The organism is Photorhabdus luminescens subsp. luminescens (assembly GCF_001083805.1).
GTDB lineage: Bacteria > Pseudomonadota > Gammaproteobacteria > Enterobacterales > Enterobacteriaceae > Photorhabdus > Photorhabdus luminescens.
In genome coordinates this window covers 1-20,693 of the sequence record NZ_JXSK01000012.1, presented here as the reverse complement: position 1 = coordinate 20,693, position 20,693 = coordinate 1, and the positions used below count along the sequence as shown (strand labels likewise).

Genomic DNA, 20,693 nt, shown 5'->3' with positions numbered 1-20,693 from the left:
TATCCACATTTAAGGTGTATTCTTTATAACTCTGTCATCAATGGTAGTATTTGTAGATCCCGCAAGCAGATTTCAATATCATTGGCTTTATTGATATGCTCTTGGTTTTCAATATCGAAAATATCTTTTGTCGTGATAATCAATGAGCCTTTTTTGTCATTTTTATCAGAGATGGATATTATTTCTTCCGCCATTGGGATTAAAGTCGGGTCTATTTCTATTGGTAAATAGAGCATCCAACCGGCATAAACCCTATCTGGAAAAACTTGTTTTTGTTTTAACGAATAGCCTCTTGTATCTACTAAAATAAATGGAGAGTTTCGAACCGATATTGAATTTTTTAAAAATTCAATAATATCTTGAAAATTAAATCTATCTTTGTCTAAATTGATGCTTATAGATATATTAGTTTTACCTAATCTGACAGGGTTAATATGGGTTTTATCTTCTCCCATATATAGAATACTATTGTTGTTCTCGTCGACTCCGTCAGATAATGATTTTACAATAAATTTGGAGTTTTCATTATAAGTTTCTTTAAAATCCTCTATAGCGTATTTAGTAGGTCCATTTTCATCAAATGCATTATTTTTTAATCTTTCTTCTTGAGTATAACCAGGTAAACACCAACCACTTTTTCTAGTTGTTAACTTATTTATCTTGCATGTAATCTGATATAAATCAAGTAATGCGTTTTCAGGAGTTAAAGCCTCATTTGAATCATGAAATAATTTTATTCTTGAAAAGATAATTGACATTTTTAACTCTCCTTTTTATGAGAATAATTAAAGTTCAGTGTTAAATACCGTAATGTTAGAAAATATAGAAAGTGCCGTAAGAAAGTGTTCATAAGATATTGGTTCTAGGAAGTGACAATGGGATTTTGGAATATTATTTAATGTCTCGCATTCTGCCTTCTAGCCTGATTAATCATACTGTCATATCCAGACATTTTTCCCTTTAACTTTATATTCTTATAAAAGTCATTAGGTTCTCCATCTTTGAAAAATTGATCATATTTAGCCTTAGCCTCAAGAAATAAGCATTGTGCAGGTTTCCAACCATCGAAATTTGTATCCATGCATGACCAAGTTTCAATTATGTTTAATTCAGGGTTGTATATCGTCCCGGCAATTTTTGTTTGATAAGCAATAGTTATTTCTGAATACGATGTGGTCTTTTCCCAAACCATCGTAACGTTCCCAATTGCCGGACATTTCTCACATTCGGTACGGGACGAAGCAATTGTTTGTGTATTCGCTTTTGCCTTGTCTTGTTCACCTTCTTTATTTTTGGTGCTTTCCATTACGCCAACGGCGGCTAATCCTGTTGCACAAGCAGCCAGTGTCCATTCAGCAGCAGCTAAAAGAGCAGGAGCCGCTGGCGCAAGAAGTGGTAATGGCATATCAATTTCTCCTTATTCAATAAATTATCTATAACCTGCGAATAATCACGGTATTTTTCTCGTCTCTCCGTTTTACCGGATTAATGTATTAGCCCGGTAAAACGGAGAAGACAGGTACAGTGCGCCAATATTGCCTAAAATAGGCCAAAGTGATTGTCGTCTCATTAAGCGAGAAAATCTTTCTGGCTAGCAATCAGTTTTGCGCCACAGGCTGTTTGCATACCTTCCAATGCAATAGGTTTTCCCTGATGCTTTAAGTCGTTGCTACCTTCCACAATAGGGAAAACCCCTTTGCATTTAGGGCAGCTTACTAAATCACCTTTAGCGGCAACAGGTACGCCTCGATACACGTAATTATCAATGGCGGTAATGACTTTACCACCATGATCGGTTAGGTCGTTTAATCGGATTACGGCTCCGTTTGTCATATTTATAACTCTGTCATCAAGGGGAGTATTTGTAGATCCCGTAAGCAGATTTCAATATCATTGGCTTTATTGATATGCTCCTGGTTTTCAATATCAAAGATATCTTTTGTCGTGATAATTAATGAGCCTTTTTTGTCATTCTTATCAGAAATAGATATTATTTCTTCCGCCATTGGTACTAAAGTCGGATCTATTTCTATTGGCAAATAGAGCATCCAGCCAGCACTTAAACGATCTGAGAAGACCTGTTTTCTTCTTATTCTATAATTATTAGTTTCTACCATAATATAAGGTGAATTATGACTAAAAACCAGAAACTTGATAAAATCAATCAACTTAAGAAAGTGAAACTCTTTTCCTTTAGTGGATATATTAATCTCTATTTTTGTTTGACCTTGTCTTTCAACATGATAATTAAAGTAACTAACTGAGCATGCTTGCCCATCCTCCCCTCCATCCCAGACCCCTGATATAACCGTAGGATCTTCTTCCGTATAATTTTCTTTAAAGTCGTTTATACATTCGTCTGTTATTCCTCTCTCATCAAAAGCTACCCGAGTTAATGCTTCTTCGCGGCTATTTCCTCCTAAGTACCATATTTTAGAGTATCCAAAGAAGATATCTTCCAATTGTTTTACGATTTTATAGGTATCATTAACTGCAATGTCTGGAGTTAATGGGTTTTTCCAATCTGTATATATTTCTATATCTAAAGATAAAATAGTCATTCATTTTTCCTATTAGAAATTATTAGGTTAATAAGGGGTATGAAATACTTTAATATTGGAATAAATAGACAATTTCTCTAAATAGTAGGCGTAGCTTATAGGTTGCATAAAATGCCAATGAGAATTTGGTATATCATTTAATGAAGTACACACCCACTGTTGTCTTTTTCCTTGTTTTTGTATTGAGTAGTCTGACGATTTCCACCAAGGTTTGGGTTTACCATTTTCAAAAAACTGATCATGTTTAGCCTTAGCCTCAAGAAATAAGCATTGTGCAGGTTTCCAACCATCGAAATTTGTATCCATACATAACCAAGTCTCAATTATGTTTAATTCAGGGTTGTATATCGTCCCGGCAATTTTTGTTTGATAAGCAATAGTTATTTCTGAATACGATGTGGTCTTTTCCCAAACCATCGTAACGTTGCCAATTGCCGGACATTTCTCACATTCGGTACGGGACGAAGCAATTGTTTTTGTATCCGTTTTTGCCTTGTCTTGTTCACCTTCTTTATCTTTGCTGCTTTCCATCACACCAACGGCGGCTAATCCTGTTGTACAAGCAGCCAGTGTCCATTCAGCAGCAGCTAAAAGAGCGGGAGCCGCTGGCGCAAGAAGTGGTAATGGCATATCAATTTTTCCTTTTCAATAAATTATCTATGACCCGCGAATAGTCACGATATTTTTCTCGTCTCTCCATTTTACCGGATTAATGTATTAGCCCGGTAAAATGGAGAAGACAGGTGCAGTACGCCAGTATTGCTTAAAATAGGCCAAAATGATTGTCGTCTCATTAAGCGAGAAAATCTTTCTGGCTGGCAATCAGTTTTGCGCCACAGGCTGTTTGCATACCTTCCAATGCAATAGGTTTTCCCTGATGCTTTAAGTCGTTGCTTCCTTCCACAATAGGGAAAACCCCTTTGCATTTAGGGCAGCTTACTAAATCACCTTTAGCGGCAACAGGTACGCTTTGATACAGGTAATTATCAATGGCGGTAATGACTTTACCCCCATGATCGGTTAGGTCGTTTAATCGGATTACGGCTCTGTTTGTCATATTTATAACTCTGTCATCAAGGGGAGTATTTGTAGATCCCGCAAGCAGATTTCAATATCATTGGCTTTATTGATATGCTCCTGGTTTTCAATATCAAAAATATCTTTTGTCGTGATAATTAATGAGCCTTTTTTGTCATTTTTATCAGAAATAGATATTATTTCTTCCGCCATTGGGACTAAAGTCGGGTCTATTTCTATTGGCAAATAGAGCATCCAGCCAGCACTTATTCGGTCTGGAAATACTTGCTTTTTTTTCAATCTATATCCTCTAGTATCTATCATAATAAATGGAGAATATCTATGAAAAATTAAATGTTTAATAAAGTCGATGAAGTTTGTAAGGTTGAATTTTTCTTTTTCAAGTGCAAGATTAATAGATATGTTCGTTTTTCCCAATCTATTATAATTAGAGTGAATATCATCTTGGACAATATATGTAATATTATTTTCTAATTTTTCACTTTCATAATTATCAATTTTAGGATTGTCAAATAGTGACGTTATAATAGATCTTCCGTCACCTTCATAAATTCTCTTGAATTCTTTTAAAGCATATTCAGTAATGCCATCTTCATTAAATACATTATTTTCTCTAATTTCTTCTTCACTATATCCAGGTAAATACCAACCACTTGAATTGTTACTGAGGTTATTAATGTTATTCATTAACTGATACGTATCGGCCAATGCTAATTCCGGTGTGATGGTTTCTCTAAGATCATAAAATAATTTTATTCTTGGGTGTATAATGAACATATTTCAATTCTCCTATAAATTATTCTGGTTATTAAGACATCATAGTATTAAAAGTTTTAATATTGAGATATGGAGCAAAAGCTTCTGTAAAATATGAATAAGATACAGGTTGTAGAAAATGCCAGTGAGATTTTGGAATGTTATTTAATGCGATACATACTTCGTTTTGTTTTCTGGCTTGCTTCAACATACTATCATGTCCAGACAGTTTTTTCTTACTTAACTTTACTTTACGATAAAAACCGTTAGGTTCCCCATTTTTAAAAAATTGATCGTAATTCGCTTTAGCCTCAAGAAATAAGCATTGTGCAGGTTTCCAACCATCGAAATTTGTATCCATACATAACCAAGTCTCGATTATGTTTAATTCAGGGTTGTATATCGTCCCGGCAATTTTTGTTTGATAAGCAATAGTTATTTCTGAATACGATGTGGTCTTTTCCCAAACCATCGTAACGTTGCCAATTGCCGGACATTTCTCACATTCGGTACGGGACGAAGCAATTGTTTGTGTATTCGCTTTTGCCTTGTCTTGTTCACCTTCTTTATTTTTGGTGTTTTCCATCACACCAACGGCGGCTAATCCTGTTGCACAAGCAGCCAGTGTCCATTCAGCAGCAGCTAAAAGAGCAGGAGCCGCTGGCGCAAGAAGTGGTAATGGCATATCAATTTCTCCTTTTCAATAAATTATCCATGACCCGCAAATAATCACGGTATTGTTGTTCTGGGCTATCTCCCGTGTTCAACATATTCTGGATTTCTGATGAGCCGTGAAAATCATGATTAAACGCAACGAAGTATAAATAAGAGCGGACCAACGCTTCATCTTTAAACCCCATCGCAATTAAATCCAGATAAGCCTTCTTTAACCGCTGATGTAGGTTGTGTTCACTTTCATTTTCGACTAATTCACTGTGCTCAACTAGAATACGTTGTCGGATCTGGGTCACATAAGCCTCATCTTCCGCATTAATAAATTTAGCGACCTGCTCCTTGCTGAGTTTTATCATCACTAGACTCCTTTTACAAAATGGTCATTATTATCAAAAGAATACACCCACTCATGAATACCGTCAGTGAATGCCGACAATTGTTCTGGGCTGAAAATATCCCGGATCTGATGCAAGATGCGGGGATCGTAAAAACGCAGCAATGCCGTTTCCCCTGTTTCCAACTCGATATTCAGGTAGTTTTCAAGGTGACGGGTTAGTTTGTCCAAAGACAGCGTGGTGTGTAGCCAAGACACCGAAGGTGCAACCTTTTCCAGCGCAGATAACTTTTCTTCCCATGATTTCGCATAAGCCATATCAAACAACCACGGCCCCGCGAACGCAATTTTGGCATCCGGGTATTGCCGGAACAGAGGATTATTCGTGCCGGCGATATACTTAATCTCCTCAGAAAAATGACGCTCATACTGTAGGCCGCTGACTAAGGCATACCATTTCATTTCGGGATGCATTTCTCTGTATTTACTCCATTCTTTCTGTAATTCCGGCGTCATGACTGCCCCCTGATAACCATTGCTGTGCCATCCTGTTCTGCTTTCATCAGGCAGGTCAGACAGATTTCTTTCAACGGCGCCGTCAGGGCTTTTTCTGCCTGTACGACGCTCGCCTGTTTCAGTTTATCCAGCTTATCTGGCAGCTTGCCGCCCCAACCTGAGCCGCTGCCGGGTGATCCACTGCCAAAGTTAATGCCCGCACTGCTGGTAATACCGCCCGCATCGATTTTAAGGAAGTGCCCGGCGGCCTGTAGAGTCAGTTCACTGCCAGCATCAATCACGACTTTAGCGCCGGAACTTAGGTGAATTTCATTACCGCTTTGAGTTAACAGGGCATCATCTGCCTTGATATGGAGTTTCTGCTCCGTAGATAGGGAAATATCATTGCCCGCCTGTACGCGGTACTCATTGTCAATGCGTAAATGGGCATCATGTTTGATATGATGTGTCCGGTTGTGTCCGATATTACAGGCTTCATCATTCAGAACCCGGGTATTCATATCCCGCTGGGCATGAATAAACACTTCCTCGCTGCCATTTTCATCCTCAAAACGCAATTCGTTAAAGCCGTTACCTTTATGTGTTTTGGTTCTGAACGTGGTGCGCGTCTTTTCCGCGGGTAAATTCAGCGGCGGGCGGTTAAGGCCGTTGTAAGTGCATCCGGTAATAATAGGCCGGTCAATATCGCCGTTGAGATAGGAGATAATCACTTCCTGACCGACTCGCGGCGTTGCCAGAAAACCAAATCCGTTGCCATTCCACCCTTGTGCAACCCGCACCCAGCAAGAAGCCCGGTCGTCAGGCGCGTCATAACGGTTCCAGTGAAAGTGAACGCGAACCGCCCCATCTTTATTGACGTAAATTTCTTCAGTGCCCGGTCCGACAACTGTTGCGATTTCATCGCCGTCAGCCAGGGGTTTATAGCGGTATGGCGGACGCCAATCGTTGCGGCCTGGTATAAACCGGGTTTGTGAATTCAGGGTAGTGCCGGTTCCGCCGTCGCCTAAAACCGCAGGGACATGCCCTGTATGTTGGGAAGAGATGACTTGCCAGCGGTCATTCATGGCGTCAATCGGGTGGTTGGTTAATGTGAAGATTCTGCCCGGCATTAATCGAATACAATTACTGTTCGCTATCCCTGATTTGCTGTCAGCGCGCAGGGCTTCCAGCCGGTACTGGGTAAACGGAATGGCTTCTTTATCTTTCTGAAAACGCCCGTAACTTTCGAAAATATGAAAGAGTGTGTCGTTTTCTGCCGCAAAATCTGTTGCATTGTGTTGCAGAGCATAATTGGGATTGTGGTAATTTCTGTCTTTTTGATCGGTAGATTCAGGGCGCATGTGGGAGCCAAACAGCCATTTGTAGATAACATTTTCTTCTACTGCGCTGGTAATGTCCGGGTTGTAGATCAGTGTATCCGGCGCTCTCATGTTCAGGTGGCTATCACTTAGATGGAGCCCGTCATCGGCGAACCAGAAGAAAATCCCCTCCTCAGCCGCCAGGCGAGTAAAGAAATCATAGGATGATTCCCTTTTCATGGTGACATATTCTCGCGTTGAATGTGGGTTATTCAAATGTATATTGGCCCTGAGTTGCTTCTGTTTCAGGAGGCTTTGTAAAATATCGGGAATGCTAATTTGGTGATAAATACGGCTGTCCTGATCGAGTGTCAGAAGCCACATTTCTGGCCTGACTGTCAGGTGATACTGGGTTTGATGCCGGTTTGTGGTCCCAACAACCGCGCTTTCAACCAATCCTGTCACTTCGCGTTGCAGAATATCGTCACGGGTGACGGTGAACCGCGCGGTTTGGAGCAGGAGGGTATCGGTATCAATATCTGAACGAGGTGCCGCTAACGTCAGAGACAGGGTAAATAACGATGAAAGCGCCTCATCTAACGTAAAATCAACCACGGCAAAAGTTTTGGCTTCCAGGTTGCCGATAGTGCAGGTAAAGCGGAGTCCGGTTTTCATAATTTTTCCTTATTACATGATCTTCTGATGCCCAGGTATCTTGCAAAATTCCCAGCATTCATTGGTGCCGTTATTGATAACGGTTAATTTGTGAAAACTGGTTTCAACCAGATAGAGGGAGAAAGTGGTGTGTAATGTTTTGGCAAAAGCATACATTTCTCCTTCATGTTCATAATTTTCTGGTGTCATGTGCAGTGTGATGGCTTGGCCTCTCACGGGAATTCCCTTGTCAAGGCGGTAGTATGGTTCAATGTAGATAGCTTTGAGACCATCGGCCATGCGCTGAATATGTCGGCTATGCGGGGCGTCCAGATGTGCGAAGGTATCAAGTTGTTTGACCAGCGATCTGACTGATTCAATATGACCAAGGAAAAATGGCCCAATAGATAGCAACGATAGTATCGGCCAATGCTGATGGCTGTTTACTACGGCAGGAAGATCTTTTGACGCCGGCACGATATTCCTGGCCTGAATATGGCTGGGTATCTGCTCGCTTGGTATACAGATCTGTCCGATGCTCAATGTCCGTGCTTGCTTATGAAATCTGTAATATTGGCAGTAAAATTCGCAATAGTGGTGTTCTGTTACGGGTTTTGCTTGATGATCATAAAACGTGAGATTAATTTGACTTCCACCAGATGGCGATTCTTCTCGTATATAGTCAAAAAGTAATATTTTGTCACCTGGTTCGGCAAAATGGCAGGCTGTCAGTTGCGCGTTATTAATAAGAGGAACGCTGTGATCAGATCCGCTAGATGTTTCCTCAGGTTCGGATTGGAGTTTAACGTTAGCAATACCAAAGATTTCATTTGCTTCTAATACGTAACGCGATTTACCCTTTTTAAATGTTATCGGTTTTGTTCTTGTCGGAACCAGGTTGATAACGGGTACGCAGTGGGGGATAAATGCGGGTGTAATATCCTCTATGGGAATGTTACAGTCGAATTCTAAAATAATGGTAAATTGCTTATCTTCTCCCAAAGGGAGCTCAGCGATCTCCTCCGATAAATCAAATGACATAAAGTCATTAACATGTGGCAGATAGAGGTATTCGTATAACACCTGCAACGGCCAGAAATAGTCGTGTGGTCTCGGCAGTACCAAATTTTCCTTCTGGCGGGGAGCGCTCTCAATAGACAGCCACATCTCCTTCTCTTCAAGGGATGTTTTCAGATAAGTGTTATTCAGTGATTGATCGATGTATTTCGTCAGTAAAGACGCCAATTTTTGATCTTCTCCCAGAAAAAGCGTGACTTGCCCTGTCTTCCACTTGGTAGTTGGCCCATGATATTGGAAGGTCAGTGATATCAGGCTTTTGTCTTGGCTGTGTGTCAGCGTCTTATGGATCAGGGTAATTGGTTCAATACTGATATCTTGGGTGGTTCTGAACGTAATTGATTGTTTATGTTGTATGGCAGAAATTTCACTGCCTTTGGCAATGTTTGTAGTTTCAGTCATGCTGCCCGGTTGAATATCTAACTGGACAATGCTGGTTGAAGGGATCGGATGTAAAGGTATCGGCCATACCTTTCGCAAAAGAGGGTTGATGACTTCCGGGAAACCATCATCAATTTTCTGCTGAAGACCGGCAGCTATAAACGCAAAGCCTTCCAGTACTCGGAGAACATCCGGGTCGCCAGATTCAGGGGTAAATGGAGCCAGGTGTGGGTGTTCCTGTGCGGCGTTGTGCATATCATGCTTTATTTGTGAAAGCGCTTCCCTAGAAGTCCTCAAAATTTTTCATATCTACCTTTGTCTTTTTTCCGATCAAATATTAATGTAAATTTATATTTTGAGCTGATGGATATCAAGGTTGATAATTTAATTATGTGTAATTTTTTGTTTAAAACAGTTAATAATGTAAATTTATTAAGTGTTCAAGTAACTTAATTATGTAATTTATTTCAATGATTTTTATTTGTATAAATTTTTCTTAATCAAATTATGGCGTCATGATAGCCATATGTTGGAAGCTGAAATTAATATTTAAGTCATTAGTTGATGGAGGGAAATATGTCACGTTCTATTATTTTAGTTGGTGATTCGACTTCGCATGGCGGCAAGGTGTTAGCAGGTGATCAAGGCCTTGATGTGTTAGGGAAGAAAGCGGCTCGGGTTGGAGATGCTGTATCCTGTCCAAAATGTGGCGGCAATCAAACTATTGTGGAAGGAACTCCTAAAATAGTCAGCTCCAATGGACAAATGTACGCACTGGAGGGAATGAAAACCTCTTGTGGCGCGACATTGATTGCTTCGCAAAGCCTATTTCAAGCATAAGATGGCGATAAAAGGCCATATTCTGCCTGAAATAGGGCTAGTTGATTCAAGTACGGATGTTCAGTGCTTCATTATCTTTTTACAAACTACCCGGTTGACGTGGTGGATTACGGCCTGACATATTGGTCGTCGCGCTGCGAATATTCCGACCAATAACATCAATACTTGCTTGAAATGGTGGGAATGGCAGAGTAATGCCGTGTTCGCGGAATCCTTGCAAAATAAGCTGATGGACTTCATGACGAACAGGCATGCGATGCCCCATTTCAGCAGCATAAATACGTAATTCAAATATTTGAATGCCATGTTGAAGATCAACCAGATAAGCTTCCGGCGCCGGGTTATCAAGGATCAGAGCGCTGCGTTTAGCGGCGGTTAATAGGATTTGGGTGACTTCTTCACAACTAGCTTCTGCCGGCGCAGGAATTGTCAGTACAACACGAGTGATAGTGTCAGATAATGACCAGTTAATAAACTGCTCAGTAATAAAGGCTTTGTTAGGAACAATGATCTCTTTTCTGTCCCAGTCTGAAAGGGTTGTTGCTCGTGTATTGATCTTGGTGATGCTACCGGTCAGGTTGCGGATAGTCACGGTATCGCCGATACGGATCGGTTTTTCGAACAAGATCATCAAGCCAGAAACGATGTTGGCGAAGATCTCCTGTAAGCCAAAACCTAATCCAACCCCTAACGCGGCAACAAGCCATTGCAATTTTGACCATTCAATACCAATTAGCGAGAAACCGACTAAACCACCAATCAAAGTAATGGTGTATTTGGTGAGTGTGGTGATGGCGAAGCCGGTACCAGGTGTCAGTTCCAAATGCTGTAGTAAGGCCAATTCAAGCAATGCGGGTAGGTTACGCACCAGTTGAGTGGTGATAATAATCACCAAGATAGCAATCAAGACAGAACCTACGGTGATAGGTTGAACAGTTTCTACATTATTTATTGTGGTGGTGACGTCCCACAGTCGGATATTTTCTAGAAATGAGAAAGCGGAATGAAGTTCTGACCAGAGCCAAATGAGTGAAACTAAGGCAAGCAAGGTTAGAATTGAACGGACTAATCCTAGTGATTGAGCACTGATTGCATCCAGATCAATAATAGGCTCTTCAACTTCAATGGAACCTTCGATACTGCTTGAACCGGTTGAATCGTCCTCGCTTTTGGCGCGTTGAGCCAGAATTTCTGCTCGCCGTTGTTTGGCCCGGTCAAAGGCGATCCGGCGTCGCTGAATCAACATCCAACGACGGATAATATGGTAAATAACCAGCAGGAAGAACCAGATAGCAACGGAAGTCTCCAGACGCCCAAGCAGTGCTTGTGATGTGCTGAAATACCCCAATATGCAAGCTAGCGCTGCAACTATCGGCGCAGAGAGTAAAATCCACCAGAGAGCGGTATTGATAACATTTTCTCCAGAACCATTTTTATCTAGATAGAGCGGGACTCTTGCCCGTTTCAGGCTGTTAGTGATCAGGCTTAAGGAGATACACAGGATTAGGAAGCAAAGCCTGCCAAGTGTGGAAGCAAATTCTCGATCGCTGTAATGTTCAAACGTTATTAATGCCATGACCAATGGCACAATGGCAAAGATAGATAGTTGGTAAAATCGTAAAGCTCGTTTAACACGTTCTTCCGGCCAGCGAAAATGGGCAATGAACAATCCATTTGGGTGGGCGAAAGTGGCGCTCAGCATGAAGATCCATAGAACGGGCGTCGTAGCACTGACGCCATAACCGATAGCCGTCGCCATAGGGTACTGCCAGGCGCTTTGCAGCCCATAGCCAATTGCGGACCAGAGCATCGGCAAAGGTAATGCGACCACAACCGACCAGAATACGGTACGTAAAGTGAGGGAAAAGTGATCATGGGTGACTTTGCCGATACGGTTACTCGCCCGTTCAAGGAATGCGTAATAATGGCGGAGAGAGCCGATGCTGAATATAACCAGGAATAGCGTGCCAAATAAGTACAGCAGCGTATCCTGAGTGGTCAGCATGACGATCAGGGCGCCGCTTAGCTGAGAAAAAGTATCCAGCGATAATAGACGGGTTAGATCCTGCACAACACTGATTGGGTAATTGAGCGAAACAGGATTAACGTCAGCGACCCAAAATAGATAACGGTGTGTGGCTTCTTTAACTTCTGTTAGCGCATCATTTAGCTGATTGGTCGCGACTTTCAGTTTGGTCAATTCAAGGATTTCACTGTCGTAACCAGATAATAATGAATTGAGTAATTCTTTGCGGGTGCGGGTAAGAGAATCATAAATCCGCTCTTGTTCAGCAGTTAATGCAATGTTGCTTTTCTGTCCGGGTTTTGTGTCTTTTTGTAACTGTTCGAGCATGTCTTCGTATTTCAGACGATCGACTCTGAATTTGACAATATTCCGATCAAGTTGCTGTGGTTTAGACATGTCAGGCAAACGGGCAAGCTGAGTTTGGAGCGCTTCTCCGAGCGTTGTGGAGCCACCGAGCCATTGTGCCTGTTCACGAATGGTATTCAATGCTTGCCGGACCTGAATAATATCACTGGCGGCTTGTCGTTGCTTTGAGCCGATGATATTCATTCGTTGTGCTTGCTGATTTAATTCCTGAGATAAATTCCGGTTCAGTTGTAATTCATCAAGCAGGAATTTTGGTAGCTGATCACTCTGTTCCGCCAGCATCTCGGTATGTTCTAGGGCTAATTCTGCTTTTTGCTGACGTTGCGCATTAAGTTGGCTGCGAAGTTGTTGCAGCTCAAGATCAAGTCGATGATATCGCTTTTTGAACAGTTCAACCCGCATGCGGGAAATTTCCTGCCGATTGTTAGCGGAAAGTTGAGCTATTTCAAGTTCATTGACTGTTGCTTTGTGCGCATTGACTTCGGCTTGAGCTAAGGCAAATTGAGCTTCTGCTAATGGGGTGGATGGGGTTCCTAATGATTGCAGGCGAGAGGATGCATCAGTTAGTAGGCGTCGCGCTTCTGATTGTTGTTGCGGTAATAGTACTAGAGAGTCGCTGATTTCCCGCCCTTTGTCCTGCTCTTGCTGTAATTGCCCCCCTTGTTCTAACAACCGACTGCTGACCTGAATGATCTGTTGCTCAATGTTTGCAATGGGTTGGTTAGCAGGAATTGGACGGGGAGTATCACTTTCAGTAAGTAATTTTTGACGAAGTTCTTTAGTAATTTTAGGAAAATCATCAATGGCGGTCTGATACTTCTGTGTTCTGTCATTAGCCGATTTAGTATCGGCAATCCAATTGAGCGCCCCTTGCAACGCCTGAGCAACTTCTGCATCCTGCGGATTTTTGCTGGATTCAATTTGTTTCAGCTCTTGTTTAAGCTGATTTTCATCAAGTGAAATTGCAGCAAGAACCGGATTAATAAAGAGCAGGCTAAGTAATAAGCTGATAATCAGGCGCACGATAAAGGGCTCTCTTTGGCAAGGGATTAGCTTATGTTGTCAGTGGATTCGTCAGGCATGATAGCTTGGGCTAGCAGTTCACCCATGCGGGTTGTTGAGCCACTGCTCAAATGCCCGGCTAACTGTATCTGATTTGGTGCAAACAGGTTAACGACGGTAGAACCCAATTTGAAACGCCCCATTTCTTCACCTTTTTTGAAAGAAATTGCACCAGTTGCACCGGCTTCGGGGTAAGTCCAACGTTTGATAATGCCTTCCCGTGGTGGTGTAACCGTACCACACCAAGTCATTTCAATACTGCCGACGATGGTTGCACCAACCAGAATCTGTATCATGGGCCCAAATTGAGTATCAAACAGACAAATGACTCTTTCGTTCCGAGCAAACAGATTTGGTACGTTGGCGGCAGTCAATGGATTGACAGAGAATAGATCGCCTGGGACATAGATCATCTCTTTTAGTAATCCATCGCAAGGCATATGTACACGGTGATAATCTTTAGGTGATAAGTAAGTCGTTACAAACTGCCCATCACGGAATATCTCTGCTAACTGATGATTGCCGGCGAGTAGAGCTTCAAGCGTGTAGTGATGCCCTTTGGCCTGAAGGATCTGGTAGGTTCGGATATTGCCTAACTGGCTGATAGTACCATCAGCAGGTAGCGCTAATTGGTGTTCATTGCTGACGATTGGGCGAATATCATCTTTTAGTGAGCGGATGAAGAACTCATTAAATGTGGTGTATGCTGAGAACTCGGGCGCTTTCGCTTCATTCATATCCACTTTATAAACACGGGCAAACGCCTTGATTGCCAGTTGAGTCAACCAGCCAGCTTTTTTGTTAGCAAACCAGCCTGCCAAATGAGTTATCCCCTGTTTAGGCAGTAAATATTGCAACCTGATTTTAATGTTATCCAGCACGTCAACCTCTTGGATTCTATTGGCAAAATTAGACAAAAGGCGTCATTGTACCCGCCCTTTCATTTGATGTCAGTTAGCTATCGTTATCTGTAAAATTTTTGCGTGGTTTAATTTGATCCATACTGTCGAGAATGCGGTGATAATTCTCAAAACGTTCTTGGGTTATTTCATTATTTTCTACCGCTTTTCGTAATGCGCACTCTGGATCATCCCGATGTTTACAATCACGGAATTTACAACCGCCCAGATAATCACGGAATTCGATAAAACCCTGAGTTATCTGCTCCGGTGTTAAATGCCAGAGGCCAAATTCCCGAACACCGGGAGAATCAATAACATCACCGCCATGCGGGAAATGATAAAGGCGGGATGCCGTGGTGGTGTGCTGACCTAAACCGGAAACATCTGAAACCTGATTGACCAGAATCTCTTCTTCATCTTCTGGCAGGAGTGTGTTGAGTAAACTTGATTTACCTACACCAGACTGACCGGCAAAAATAGTGATTCGACCTGCGAGAATTTTCGTTAATTCTTCCATACCTTCGCCAGTATGACTTGATAGCTTCAATACTCTGTAACCAATGTTGTGGTATGTGGACATGATTTCGTTGACCCATTCACGGCTTTCTTCGTCCAGTAGGTCAATTTTATTCAGTACAATTAATGGCTTAATGCCCAGTGTTTCACAGGCAACAAGGTAACGATCGATAATATTCAGTGATAGCTCAGGAAGAATGGCTGACACAATCACTATCTGGTCAATATTGGCGGCGATAGGTTTAATGCCATCATAATAGTCAGGCCGCGTGAGTACGGAAGTTCGTTCGTGAACGGCTTCAACAATACCATTCACTTTAACATCAGTTTGTGTTTGCAGCGAAGGACGCCATACCACCCGATCGCCCGTTACCAATGAGCGGATAGTTCTGCGAATATTACAGCGTTGTATAGAACCGTCTGCTGCCTCGACATCAGCATGTTGGCCGAAACGGCTGATAACAAGCCCTTCCTGAGGTTCACCTAATTGGCTATCATCCATTTCAGGTTTATTATCCTGTTTTTTCAACCTACGTTGATGATTTGCCTGTACTCGCCGTTGCTGGCCTTTGGATAGTTTATGCTTAGACACCGAACCTCACTTGTTCCACTCTTATCGCTGTTATTGCTTAAAAGCGCTATGATACACCATTAATAAGAACTATCTCTCCAATCTAGGATATAACATGTCAAAAAGTGAGCACAATCTTATCTGGATAGATCTAGAAATGACGGGCTTAGATCCAGAGCGGGATCGCATTATTGAAATTGCGACAATTGTCACCGATGCAAATCTGAATATCCTGGCGGAAGGGCCTGTCATTGCGGTTCATCAGTCTGATGAACAACTTGCTCTGATGGATAAATGGAATGTGCGCACCCATACGGGCAGTGGGCTGGTTGAACGTGTTAAAGCAAGTAAAATTGATGATCGTGAGGCAGAGAAGGCGACGATTGAATTTTTGGAAGAATGGGTTCCGGCAGGTGCTTCCCCCATTTGTGGTAACAGCGTTAGTCAGGATCGGCGTTTTTTGTTCCGTTATATGCCAGAATTGGAGGCTTATTTTCATTACCGCTACCTGGATGTCAGCACGCTTAAGGAATTAGCCCGTCGCTGGAAGCCGGAAATCCTTGCTGGATTTAAGAAACAGAATACTCATCAGGCGCTGGATGATATCCGTGAATCAGTTGCTGAGTTAGCCTATTATCGGGAGCATTTTATTCAACGGTGAGTTAAAGAATTTTAGTGACGATTAATTAACCTAATTTGGCTTTTAAATCGTCATTTGACCGGAAAATTTGTTTTTTTGCGTTGAAAGGCTTGCGGGCGCAACGATTTTTCGTATAATGCGCTCCCCATACCGATGAAGAATTTCATAAGGTATGGATGGCGTACTAAAAGATATGCGGGAATAGCTCAGTTGGTAGAGCACGACCTTGCCAAGGTCGGGGTCGCGAGTTCGAGTCTCGTTTCCCGCTCCAAATTTTGATTTGGAATTAGTGTGTTATTTCTGGTTATTATTAGCCAGTTAGTGACGCGGGAATAGCTCAGTTGGTAGAGCACAACCTTGCCAAGGTTGGGGTCGCGAGTTCGAGTCTCGTTTCCCGCTCCAAATTTAGATTCGCAATTGATATCTTGGAATTAATGTATCATTTCAGGTTATCACCAGTCAGTAATGCGGGAATAGCTCAGTTGGTAGAGCACGACCTTGCCAAGGTCGGGGTCGCGAGTTCGAGTCTCGTTTCCCGCTCCAAGTCTTCCTTATCATGTCGATAACCTAAATATCCTTCTCCTTTGCCAGTCCTATTTTCACGTGATAAACATGTTGCATGATGTTGTAAACATCGTCTGGGTTATTGGTAAATTTTTTGTATTTAACTTGTGAGTTTCATATCCATTGTTTGATAACGTAATACATACAGGGAAAATCTAACCATTCAGCAACCGGCGCATAAGCAGGGTTTGCATATCCCGCCGACCATCGGCAATTACAAAAATCACCACCTGTTGACCAATGAGCTGATAAATGACCCGATAAGATTTAAAAAATGTTTGGCGAAAATCGCGGATCCCTAGCTCCTGCAACTCCTTGGGATAATTGCCTTTTTCAGGAAAGTTAGCCAAGTTGTTTGCTGTTTTCAGCAACTGATCCAATACATAATCGGCTTTCCCTGAACTGTCATTTTCGACAATGTAATCGTAGATATCCTCTAAATCCGCCTCGGCATCTTTAGTCAGTACCACCTGATATGGCATTAGGAAAACTTTCTTTTATTCTTTAAACGTTGAACCACATCCTTTACCGGAGTGATTTCGCCCGCTTTAACCTGCTGTTGTCCTAAAGCTAAAATCTTTAACAACGCCATAGTTTCCTGAATCTGTTCATAAGAAGCAATATCCTGGATCACCGCTTTTGCTTCGCCATTTTGTGTAATAATCATCGGTGAGCGGGACTCAGAGAGTGTCGTCATCACCGTAGCTGCATTGGCTTTAAGGTAACTGATAGGTTTAATTTGTTCTGAATAACGCATAGAATCCCTCACATCAAAAAAGACTAAATATAGACTATAAAAAGTCAATAAATTGATTGTAAAATGACTGAGCAAATTAAGCAAATGCCGATTTTGTAAAAGTAGAACAAGCAAGTCTATTGGCATGAGGTAATGTAGGAAAAATTATTATTTTTTTGCTTGTTAGAGATGGTTTGTGAGTTGCATTTCTCCGCTCCCATTTTTGATATGCAAATATCCATTGAAATTTCTTACATTCACGGTTTTTAAGTTCAAAAATCAGGCTAGCCATCAGGTCTCTGTAAAATCGACGCTTCTGTTCTGTACCAAAGTGTCGATAAGGGGAAATTTCTGGTTTATCTCCTGTAACTCTTTGTTTTCATCATATGGTTGATCCCAGGTTTAGATTCGTGTGGAATAAGTTTTTTACTGGTTGCTCTCTTGTTGCAGATCAGGATACCTCCGATTATGAAAGCGCCTCCGATAAACATTGGGAATGTTAATCTCTCATCTAATAGTACTGCGCCGAGCAATACAGCGGTCAAAGGGTTAAGCGCGATGAATACGCCAGAGCGAGTGGAGCCAATTTTTTGGATTCCGTCGTAATACCAGATATAGGCCACTGCTGAACCGACTGCGCCGAGATAAAGTAAGCTGTAGAGATCAGTCATGGATAATGCATGTATTGCAGATAAACTCATTTGTCCGGTGGAAATAGCCGTTGTTGTCAGCATGATAGCGCCTGCCAGGATGGAGTATGTAACGGTATGTAGCGGGCCGATTTGGTTCACAATGTTCTTGCAGAAGACGCTATAAGCAACCCAGCTTAAAACACAGCCAAAGATCAAAGTGTCACCCAACCAATATCAGATGGGTATGCTCGAATATATTGGGCTAGAAGCGATCTCGCGTTTTCGTAATCAAATTTTACCCAGGCGCTGAATGCTTTATGGATCAGGCAAATCTCAGGGAGAGAGAGGCCGTGCTCGTTTATTTGAGTTAATGTGATTTTGAATTTATAAAGCTCTTTTATCTCGCAAGAGGTGATTGCATCAAATCCCATCAGGAGTTTTTTGTAGGTTCGCTGAGTGTCATTTATTGGAATAAATTCGTCTGAAACTCCACGGAGGGATAAGAACATACTGTTTGTGCTTAGAACGTGAAAAAATTGTCTAAAGTAACTTTCCTATTAATGACCTGAGGCCATGAGGCTTCAGGTCTGGTTGCTTAATACTGATAATCAACTTTGATCATATTGTAATGGGACGGGTAAACGGGGTAAGTACCTCCGTTGAGAATCCCGCTAATTCTAAAGGAACCTTTGGCATCATGGCCGCTAAAGGCATTTGTGGTGCTATTTAGGGCGCCGGAGACATCCAGGCATTGCGATGGGGTGGATGAATATCGTGGGGTGTAACAAACGTTGAAAGTCTGAGTTGTCGCACCATTGTTATATAAACCGATATTCCAAGATACTGTCGTGATAGTTGCCTTTGTCGGTACCGAAGAGGGCGTAGTAAAGAAATTTGAGTTGGTGAAGCCGGCAGCATAAACATTTGGGGCACGGTTCGTTTGTGACCAAGTGCTGGTAGCGGCAAAGGCGATCTGAGCCGTGGTTAACGCTAGAAAACCTACTGCAATTTTGGTAAATATTTTCATTCTTCAATCCTCATTGCTAGTTAGTTATCTTACTGTTACCTGCATGCAATAGCGGTGCGACATCCAATATGATTAGCGCACATGAAAATTGCCTGCTTATTGATTCCTCATGGTTGTTTAGATCCTCCTTGATTAAGTAAAAAGAATCTCACTGGAATAACAGTGGATCAAGCGAAGGCTTTGGCTGAATGTCTGAATCTGTGCGTTGGCTTTACCGATATTGTGTGATGTTTTATGCCTAAAGGGGTATTGTTTGGTTGTAGATTTTTTGTCTTTTTTGATATTGGTATTCTGATTGTATTTAGTTCATCGTGTGGTATTTATAGGGGGTAAAGAAAGTATTATTCTTTAATTGCAAAATATTTTTTCAACTTCTGCTTGCCAAACGTTTTGAGGTAGTACATAATGCACTCCTTTCGTCAATGAGGCGTGGGAAAAATATCTGTTAAATCAATGAATTAGCTGATATTCAAAGGATTTATCTCCCGCTCCAAATTTCTTCCTCAATAGTTGTGCTCGCTTACTTTAGATTTGATTTTTGGATTATATCCTCATAGTACAGTTTTCTATTTTTTATCCACAGCTCGGAAGCTGGTTTCTCAGTAAATAAGTATGATGCTTTAAAATTATCACACAGACTTATCCACAGGCTGTTGCGTCTGAATTTTCCTGATTTTGAATGTTATAAAATGAGTATTTATTTTGTAACTTGTTGATAGTTTTTCGGAATGATCCTTTATTAAGAAATGTCATAGTGATCACTTGCGCTTTTTTTGCGCATTGATCAGCAAGGGGTTTTTATTTTATTCACAGGAAAATTATCTGAATCTTTGTATACGTTATAGAGATGGCTAATAATTAAGCATCTCTAGGCAAGCCTTTGGTTATCGCTCTAATAAGTCGTTTCTGTTGTGATGTTTGTACATTAATAGTGTTCGTTTTGCGGCGAATGATTTGCTGTTCAATAGCCCAATGAATATGTTCATCTAGCATAGTGTTTAATCCGAGTTTCTGTTGCAGAGCCAGAATGATATTGTACTGATAGGGTGCGTTTCCTAAAGCAACAGTAATATTGCGTAGCCAGCGTAAATAGCCGATGCGGCGAATTGCAGAACCTTCCGTTATTCGTAGGAATTTTTCTTCATTCCAATTGAATAAATCCAATAGCTTTGGTGTATGTAATGTTGCACGAGGGCTAAAATCATCTTCATCTGTCAATTGGGAAAAGCGATTCCAAGGACAAATAGTCTGGCAGTCATCACAACCGTAAATACGATTTCCCATTAGTGGACGAAATTCCTCAGGAATAATGCCTTCTAATTCAATTGTGAGGTAGGAAATACAACGGCGGGCATCAATAGTATAAGGGGCGATAATTGCACCGGTTGGGCAGGTTGTCATGCAGGCGACACAGCGTCCACATTGTTCTTCTTGTGGAAGATCTATCGGCAGGGGAAGATTAATCAGCAACTCACCGAGGAAAAACCATGAACCAGCTTCTCTGTTAAGGATAAGTGAGTG

Annotated in this window: 22 protein-coding genes and 3 tRNA genes; 5 read left to right on the top strand and 20 right to left on the bottom strand. The window is 41.6% G+C overall.

Annotated elements, in window-relative coordinates; genetic code table 11:
- Positions 1–23: 23 nt before the first annotated feature.
- The 12 genes from TI10_RS21600 to TI10_RS21545 all read right to left on the bottom strand — a co-directional run bounded on the left by TI10_RS21600 (position 24) and on the right by TI10_RS21545 (position 9,545).
- A complete protein-coding gene (locus TI10_RS21600; RefSeq protein ID WP_049585385.1) occupies positions 24–758 on the bottom strand; it encodes an immunity 52 family protein in 735 nt (244 codons plus the stop codon).
- A 137-nt stretch (positions 759–895) separates the two neighbouring features.
- Complete coding sequence (locus TI10_RS21595) at positions 896–1,405, bottom strand: restriction endonuclease fold toxin 5 domain-containing protein (protein WP_244161685.1); 510 nt, start codon at positions 1,403–1,405, stop codon at positions 896–898.
- Between the two features lie 164 nt (positions 1,406–1,569).
- On the bottom strand, positions 1,570–1,833 hold the full coding sequence (locus TI10_RS21590) for a PAAR domain-containing protein (RefSeq protein WP_049585384.1): 264 nt from the start codon (positions 1,831–1,833) through the stop codon (positions 1,570–1,572).
- Positions 1,834–1,835: 2 nt separating this feature from the next.
- Positions 1,836–2,561, bottom strand: coding sequence for an immunity 52 family protein (locus TI10_RS21585; RefSeq protein ID WP_049585383.1), 726 nt, complete (start codon positions 2,559–2,561; stop codon positions 1,836–1,838).
- A 27-nt stretch (positions 2,562–2,588) separates the two neighbouring features.
- Positions 2,589–3,191 carry a restriction endonuclease fold toxin 5 domain-containing protein gene (locus tag TI10_RS21580; RefSeq protein ID WP_049585382.1) on the bottom strand — a complete coding sequence of 201 codons (603 nt, stop codon included), beginning with the start codon at positions 3,189–3,191 and terminating at the stop codon, positions 2,589–2,591.
- 163 nt (positions 3,192–3,354) lie between these two features.
- Entirely contained in the window at positions 3,355–3,618 is a 264-nt protein-coding gene (locus TI10_RS21575) for a PAAR domain-containing protein (protein WP_049585381.1), read from the bottom strand.
- 2 nt (positions 3,619–3,620) lie between these two features.
- Positions 3,621–4,376 carry an immunity 52 family protein gene (locus TI10_RS21570; protein ID WP_049585380.1) on the bottom strand — a complete coding sequence of 252 codons (756 nt, stop codon included), beginning with the start codon at positions 4,374–4,376 and terminating at the stop codon, positions 3,621–3,623.
- Between the two features lie 31 nt (positions 4,377–4,407).
- A complete protein-coding gene (locus TI10_RS21565) occupies positions 4,408–5,040 on the bottom strand; it encodes a restriction endonuclease fold toxin 5 domain-containing protein (protein ID WP_049585379.1) in 633 nt (210 codons plus the stop codon).
- A 1-nt stretch (position 5,041) separates the two neighbouring features.
- Positions 5,042–5,386 (bottom strand): hypothetical protein, encoded by a 345-nt coding sequence (locus TI10_RS21560; RefSeq protein ID WP_049585378.1) that lies wholly within the window; start codon positions 5,384–5,386, stop codon positions 5,042–5,044.
- 2 nt (positions 5,387–5,388) lie between these two features.
- Positions 5,389–5,880, bottom strand: coding sequence for a DUF4123 domain-containing protein (locus TI10_RS21555; RefSeq protein WP_049585377.1), 492 nt, complete (start codon positions 5,878–5,880; stop codon positions 5,389–5,391).
- Positions 5,877–7,853: a type VI secretion system tip protein TssI/VgrG gene (gene tssI, locus TI10_RS21550; protein WP_049585376.1), complete on the bottom strand. Its 1,977-nt coding sequence runs from the start codon at positions 7,851–7,853 to the stop codon at positions 5,877–5,879. The genes TI10_RS21555 and tssI overlap by 4 nt, the downstream gene beginning before the upstream one ends.
- A gap of 12 nt (positions 7,854–7,865) precedes the next feature.
- Complete coding sequence (locus tag TI10_RS21545; RefSeq protein ID WP_074524946.1) at positions 7,866–9,545, bottom strand: type VI secretion system baseplate subunit TssF; 1,680 nt, start codon at positions 9,543–9,545, stop codon at positions 7,866–7,868.
- A 321-nt stretch (positions 9,546–9,866) separates the two neighbouring features.
- Between TI10_RS21545 and TI10_RS21540 the strand changes: the two genes are divergently transcribed.
- A complete protein-coding gene (locus TI10_RS21540) occupies positions 9,867–10,130 on the top strand; it encodes a PAAR domain-containing protein (RefSeq protein ID WP_049585375.1) in 264 nt (87 codons plus the stop codon).
- 79 nt (positions 10,131–10,209) lie between these two features.
- Here the strand turns inward: TI10_RS21540 and mscM are convergent, their stop codons facing one another.
- The 3 genes from mscM to rsgA all read right to left on the bottom strand — a co-directional run bounded on the left by mscM (position 10,210) and on the right by rsgA (position 15,594).
- The gene (gene mscM / locus TI10_RS21535; RefSeq protein WP_049585374.1) at positions 10,210–13,545 is read right to left on the bottom strand and encodes a miniconductance mechanosensitive channel MscM; all 3,336 of its coding nucleotides are present in this window, start codon (positions 13,543–13,545) and stop codon (positions 10,210–10,212) included.
- Between the two features lie 26 nt (positions 13,546–13,571).
- Positions 13,572–14,465, bottom strand: a complete 894-nt coding sequence (asd, locus tag TI10_RS21530) for an archaetidylserine decarboxylase (RefSeq protein WP_049585373.1) — start codon at positions 14,463–14,465, stop codon at positions 13,572–13,574.
- A gap of 73 nt (positions 14,466–14,538) precedes the next feature.
- Positions 14,539–15,594, bottom strand: a complete 1,056-nt coding sequence (rsgA, locus tag TI10_RS21525; RefSeq protein WP_049585372.1) for a small ribosomal subunit biogenesis GTPase RsgA — start codon at positions 15,592–15,594, stop codon at positions 14,539–14,541.
- Between the two features lie 94 nt (positions 15,595–15,688).
- Between rsgA and orn the strand changes: the two genes are divergently transcribed.
- The 4 genes from orn to TI10_RS21505 all read left to right on the top strand — a co-directional run bounded on the left by orn (position 15,689) and on the right by TI10_RS21505 (position 16,756).
- Positions 15,689–16,234: an oligoribonuclease gene (gene orn / locus TI10_RS21520; protein WP_049585371.1), complete on the top strand. Its 546-nt coding sequence runs from the start codon at positions 15,689–15,691 to the stop codon at positions 16,232–16,234.
- A gap of 174 nt (positions 16,235–16,408) precedes the next feature.
- Positions 16,409–16,484 (top strand) — tRNA-Gly (locus tag TI10_RS21515).
- Between the two features lie 55 nt (positions 16,485–16,539).
- A tRNA-Gly gene (locus TI10_RS21510) sits at positions 16,540–16,615 on the top strand.
- A 65-nt stretch (positions 16,616–16,680) separates the two neighbouring features.
- Positions 16,681–16,756, top strand: a tRNA-Gly gene (locus TI10_RS21505).
- A 176-nt stretch (positions 16,757–16,932) separates the two neighbouring features.
- Here the strand turns inward: TI10_RS21505 and TI10_RS21500 are convergent.
- From TI10_RS21500 to queG, 5 genes are all read right to left on the bottom strand, one after another.
- Positions 16,933–17,259 carry a type II toxin-antitoxin system RelE/ParE family toxin gene (locus TI10_RS21500; protein ID WP_049585370.1) on the bottom strand — a complete coding sequence of 109 codons (327 nt, stop codon included), beginning with the start codon at positions 17,257–17,259 and terminating at the stop codon, positions 16,933–16,935.
- On the bottom strand, positions 17,259–17,534 hold the full coding sequence (locus TI10_RS21495; RefSeq protein ID WP_049585369.1) for a type II toxin-antitoxin system Phd/YefM family antitoxin: 276 nt from the start codon (positions 17,532–17,534) through the stop codon (positions 17,259–17,261). The genes TI10_RS21500 and TI10_RS21495 overlap by 1 nt, the downstream gene beginning before the upstream one ends.
- 335 nt (positions 17,535–17,869) lie before the next feature.
- On the bottom strand, positions 17,870–18,361 hold the full coding sequence (locus TI10_RS21490) for a DMT family transporter (protein ID WP_244161687.1): 492 nt from the start codon (positions 18,359–18,361) through the stop codon (positions 17,870–17,872).
- Positions 18,362–18,740: 379 nt separating this feature from the next.
- A complete protein-coding gene (locus TI10_RS21480) occupies positions 18,741–19,172 on the bottom strand; it encodes a flagellar protein FlhE (protein WP_049585367.1) in 432 nt (143 codons plus the stop codon).
- A gap of 858 nt (positions 19,173–20,030) precedes the next feature.
- On the bottom strand, positions 20,031–20,693 hold a 663-nt coding region (gene queG / locus TI10_RS21475; protein WP_049585366.1), incomplete at its 5' end, for a tRNA epoxyqueuosine(34) reductase QueG.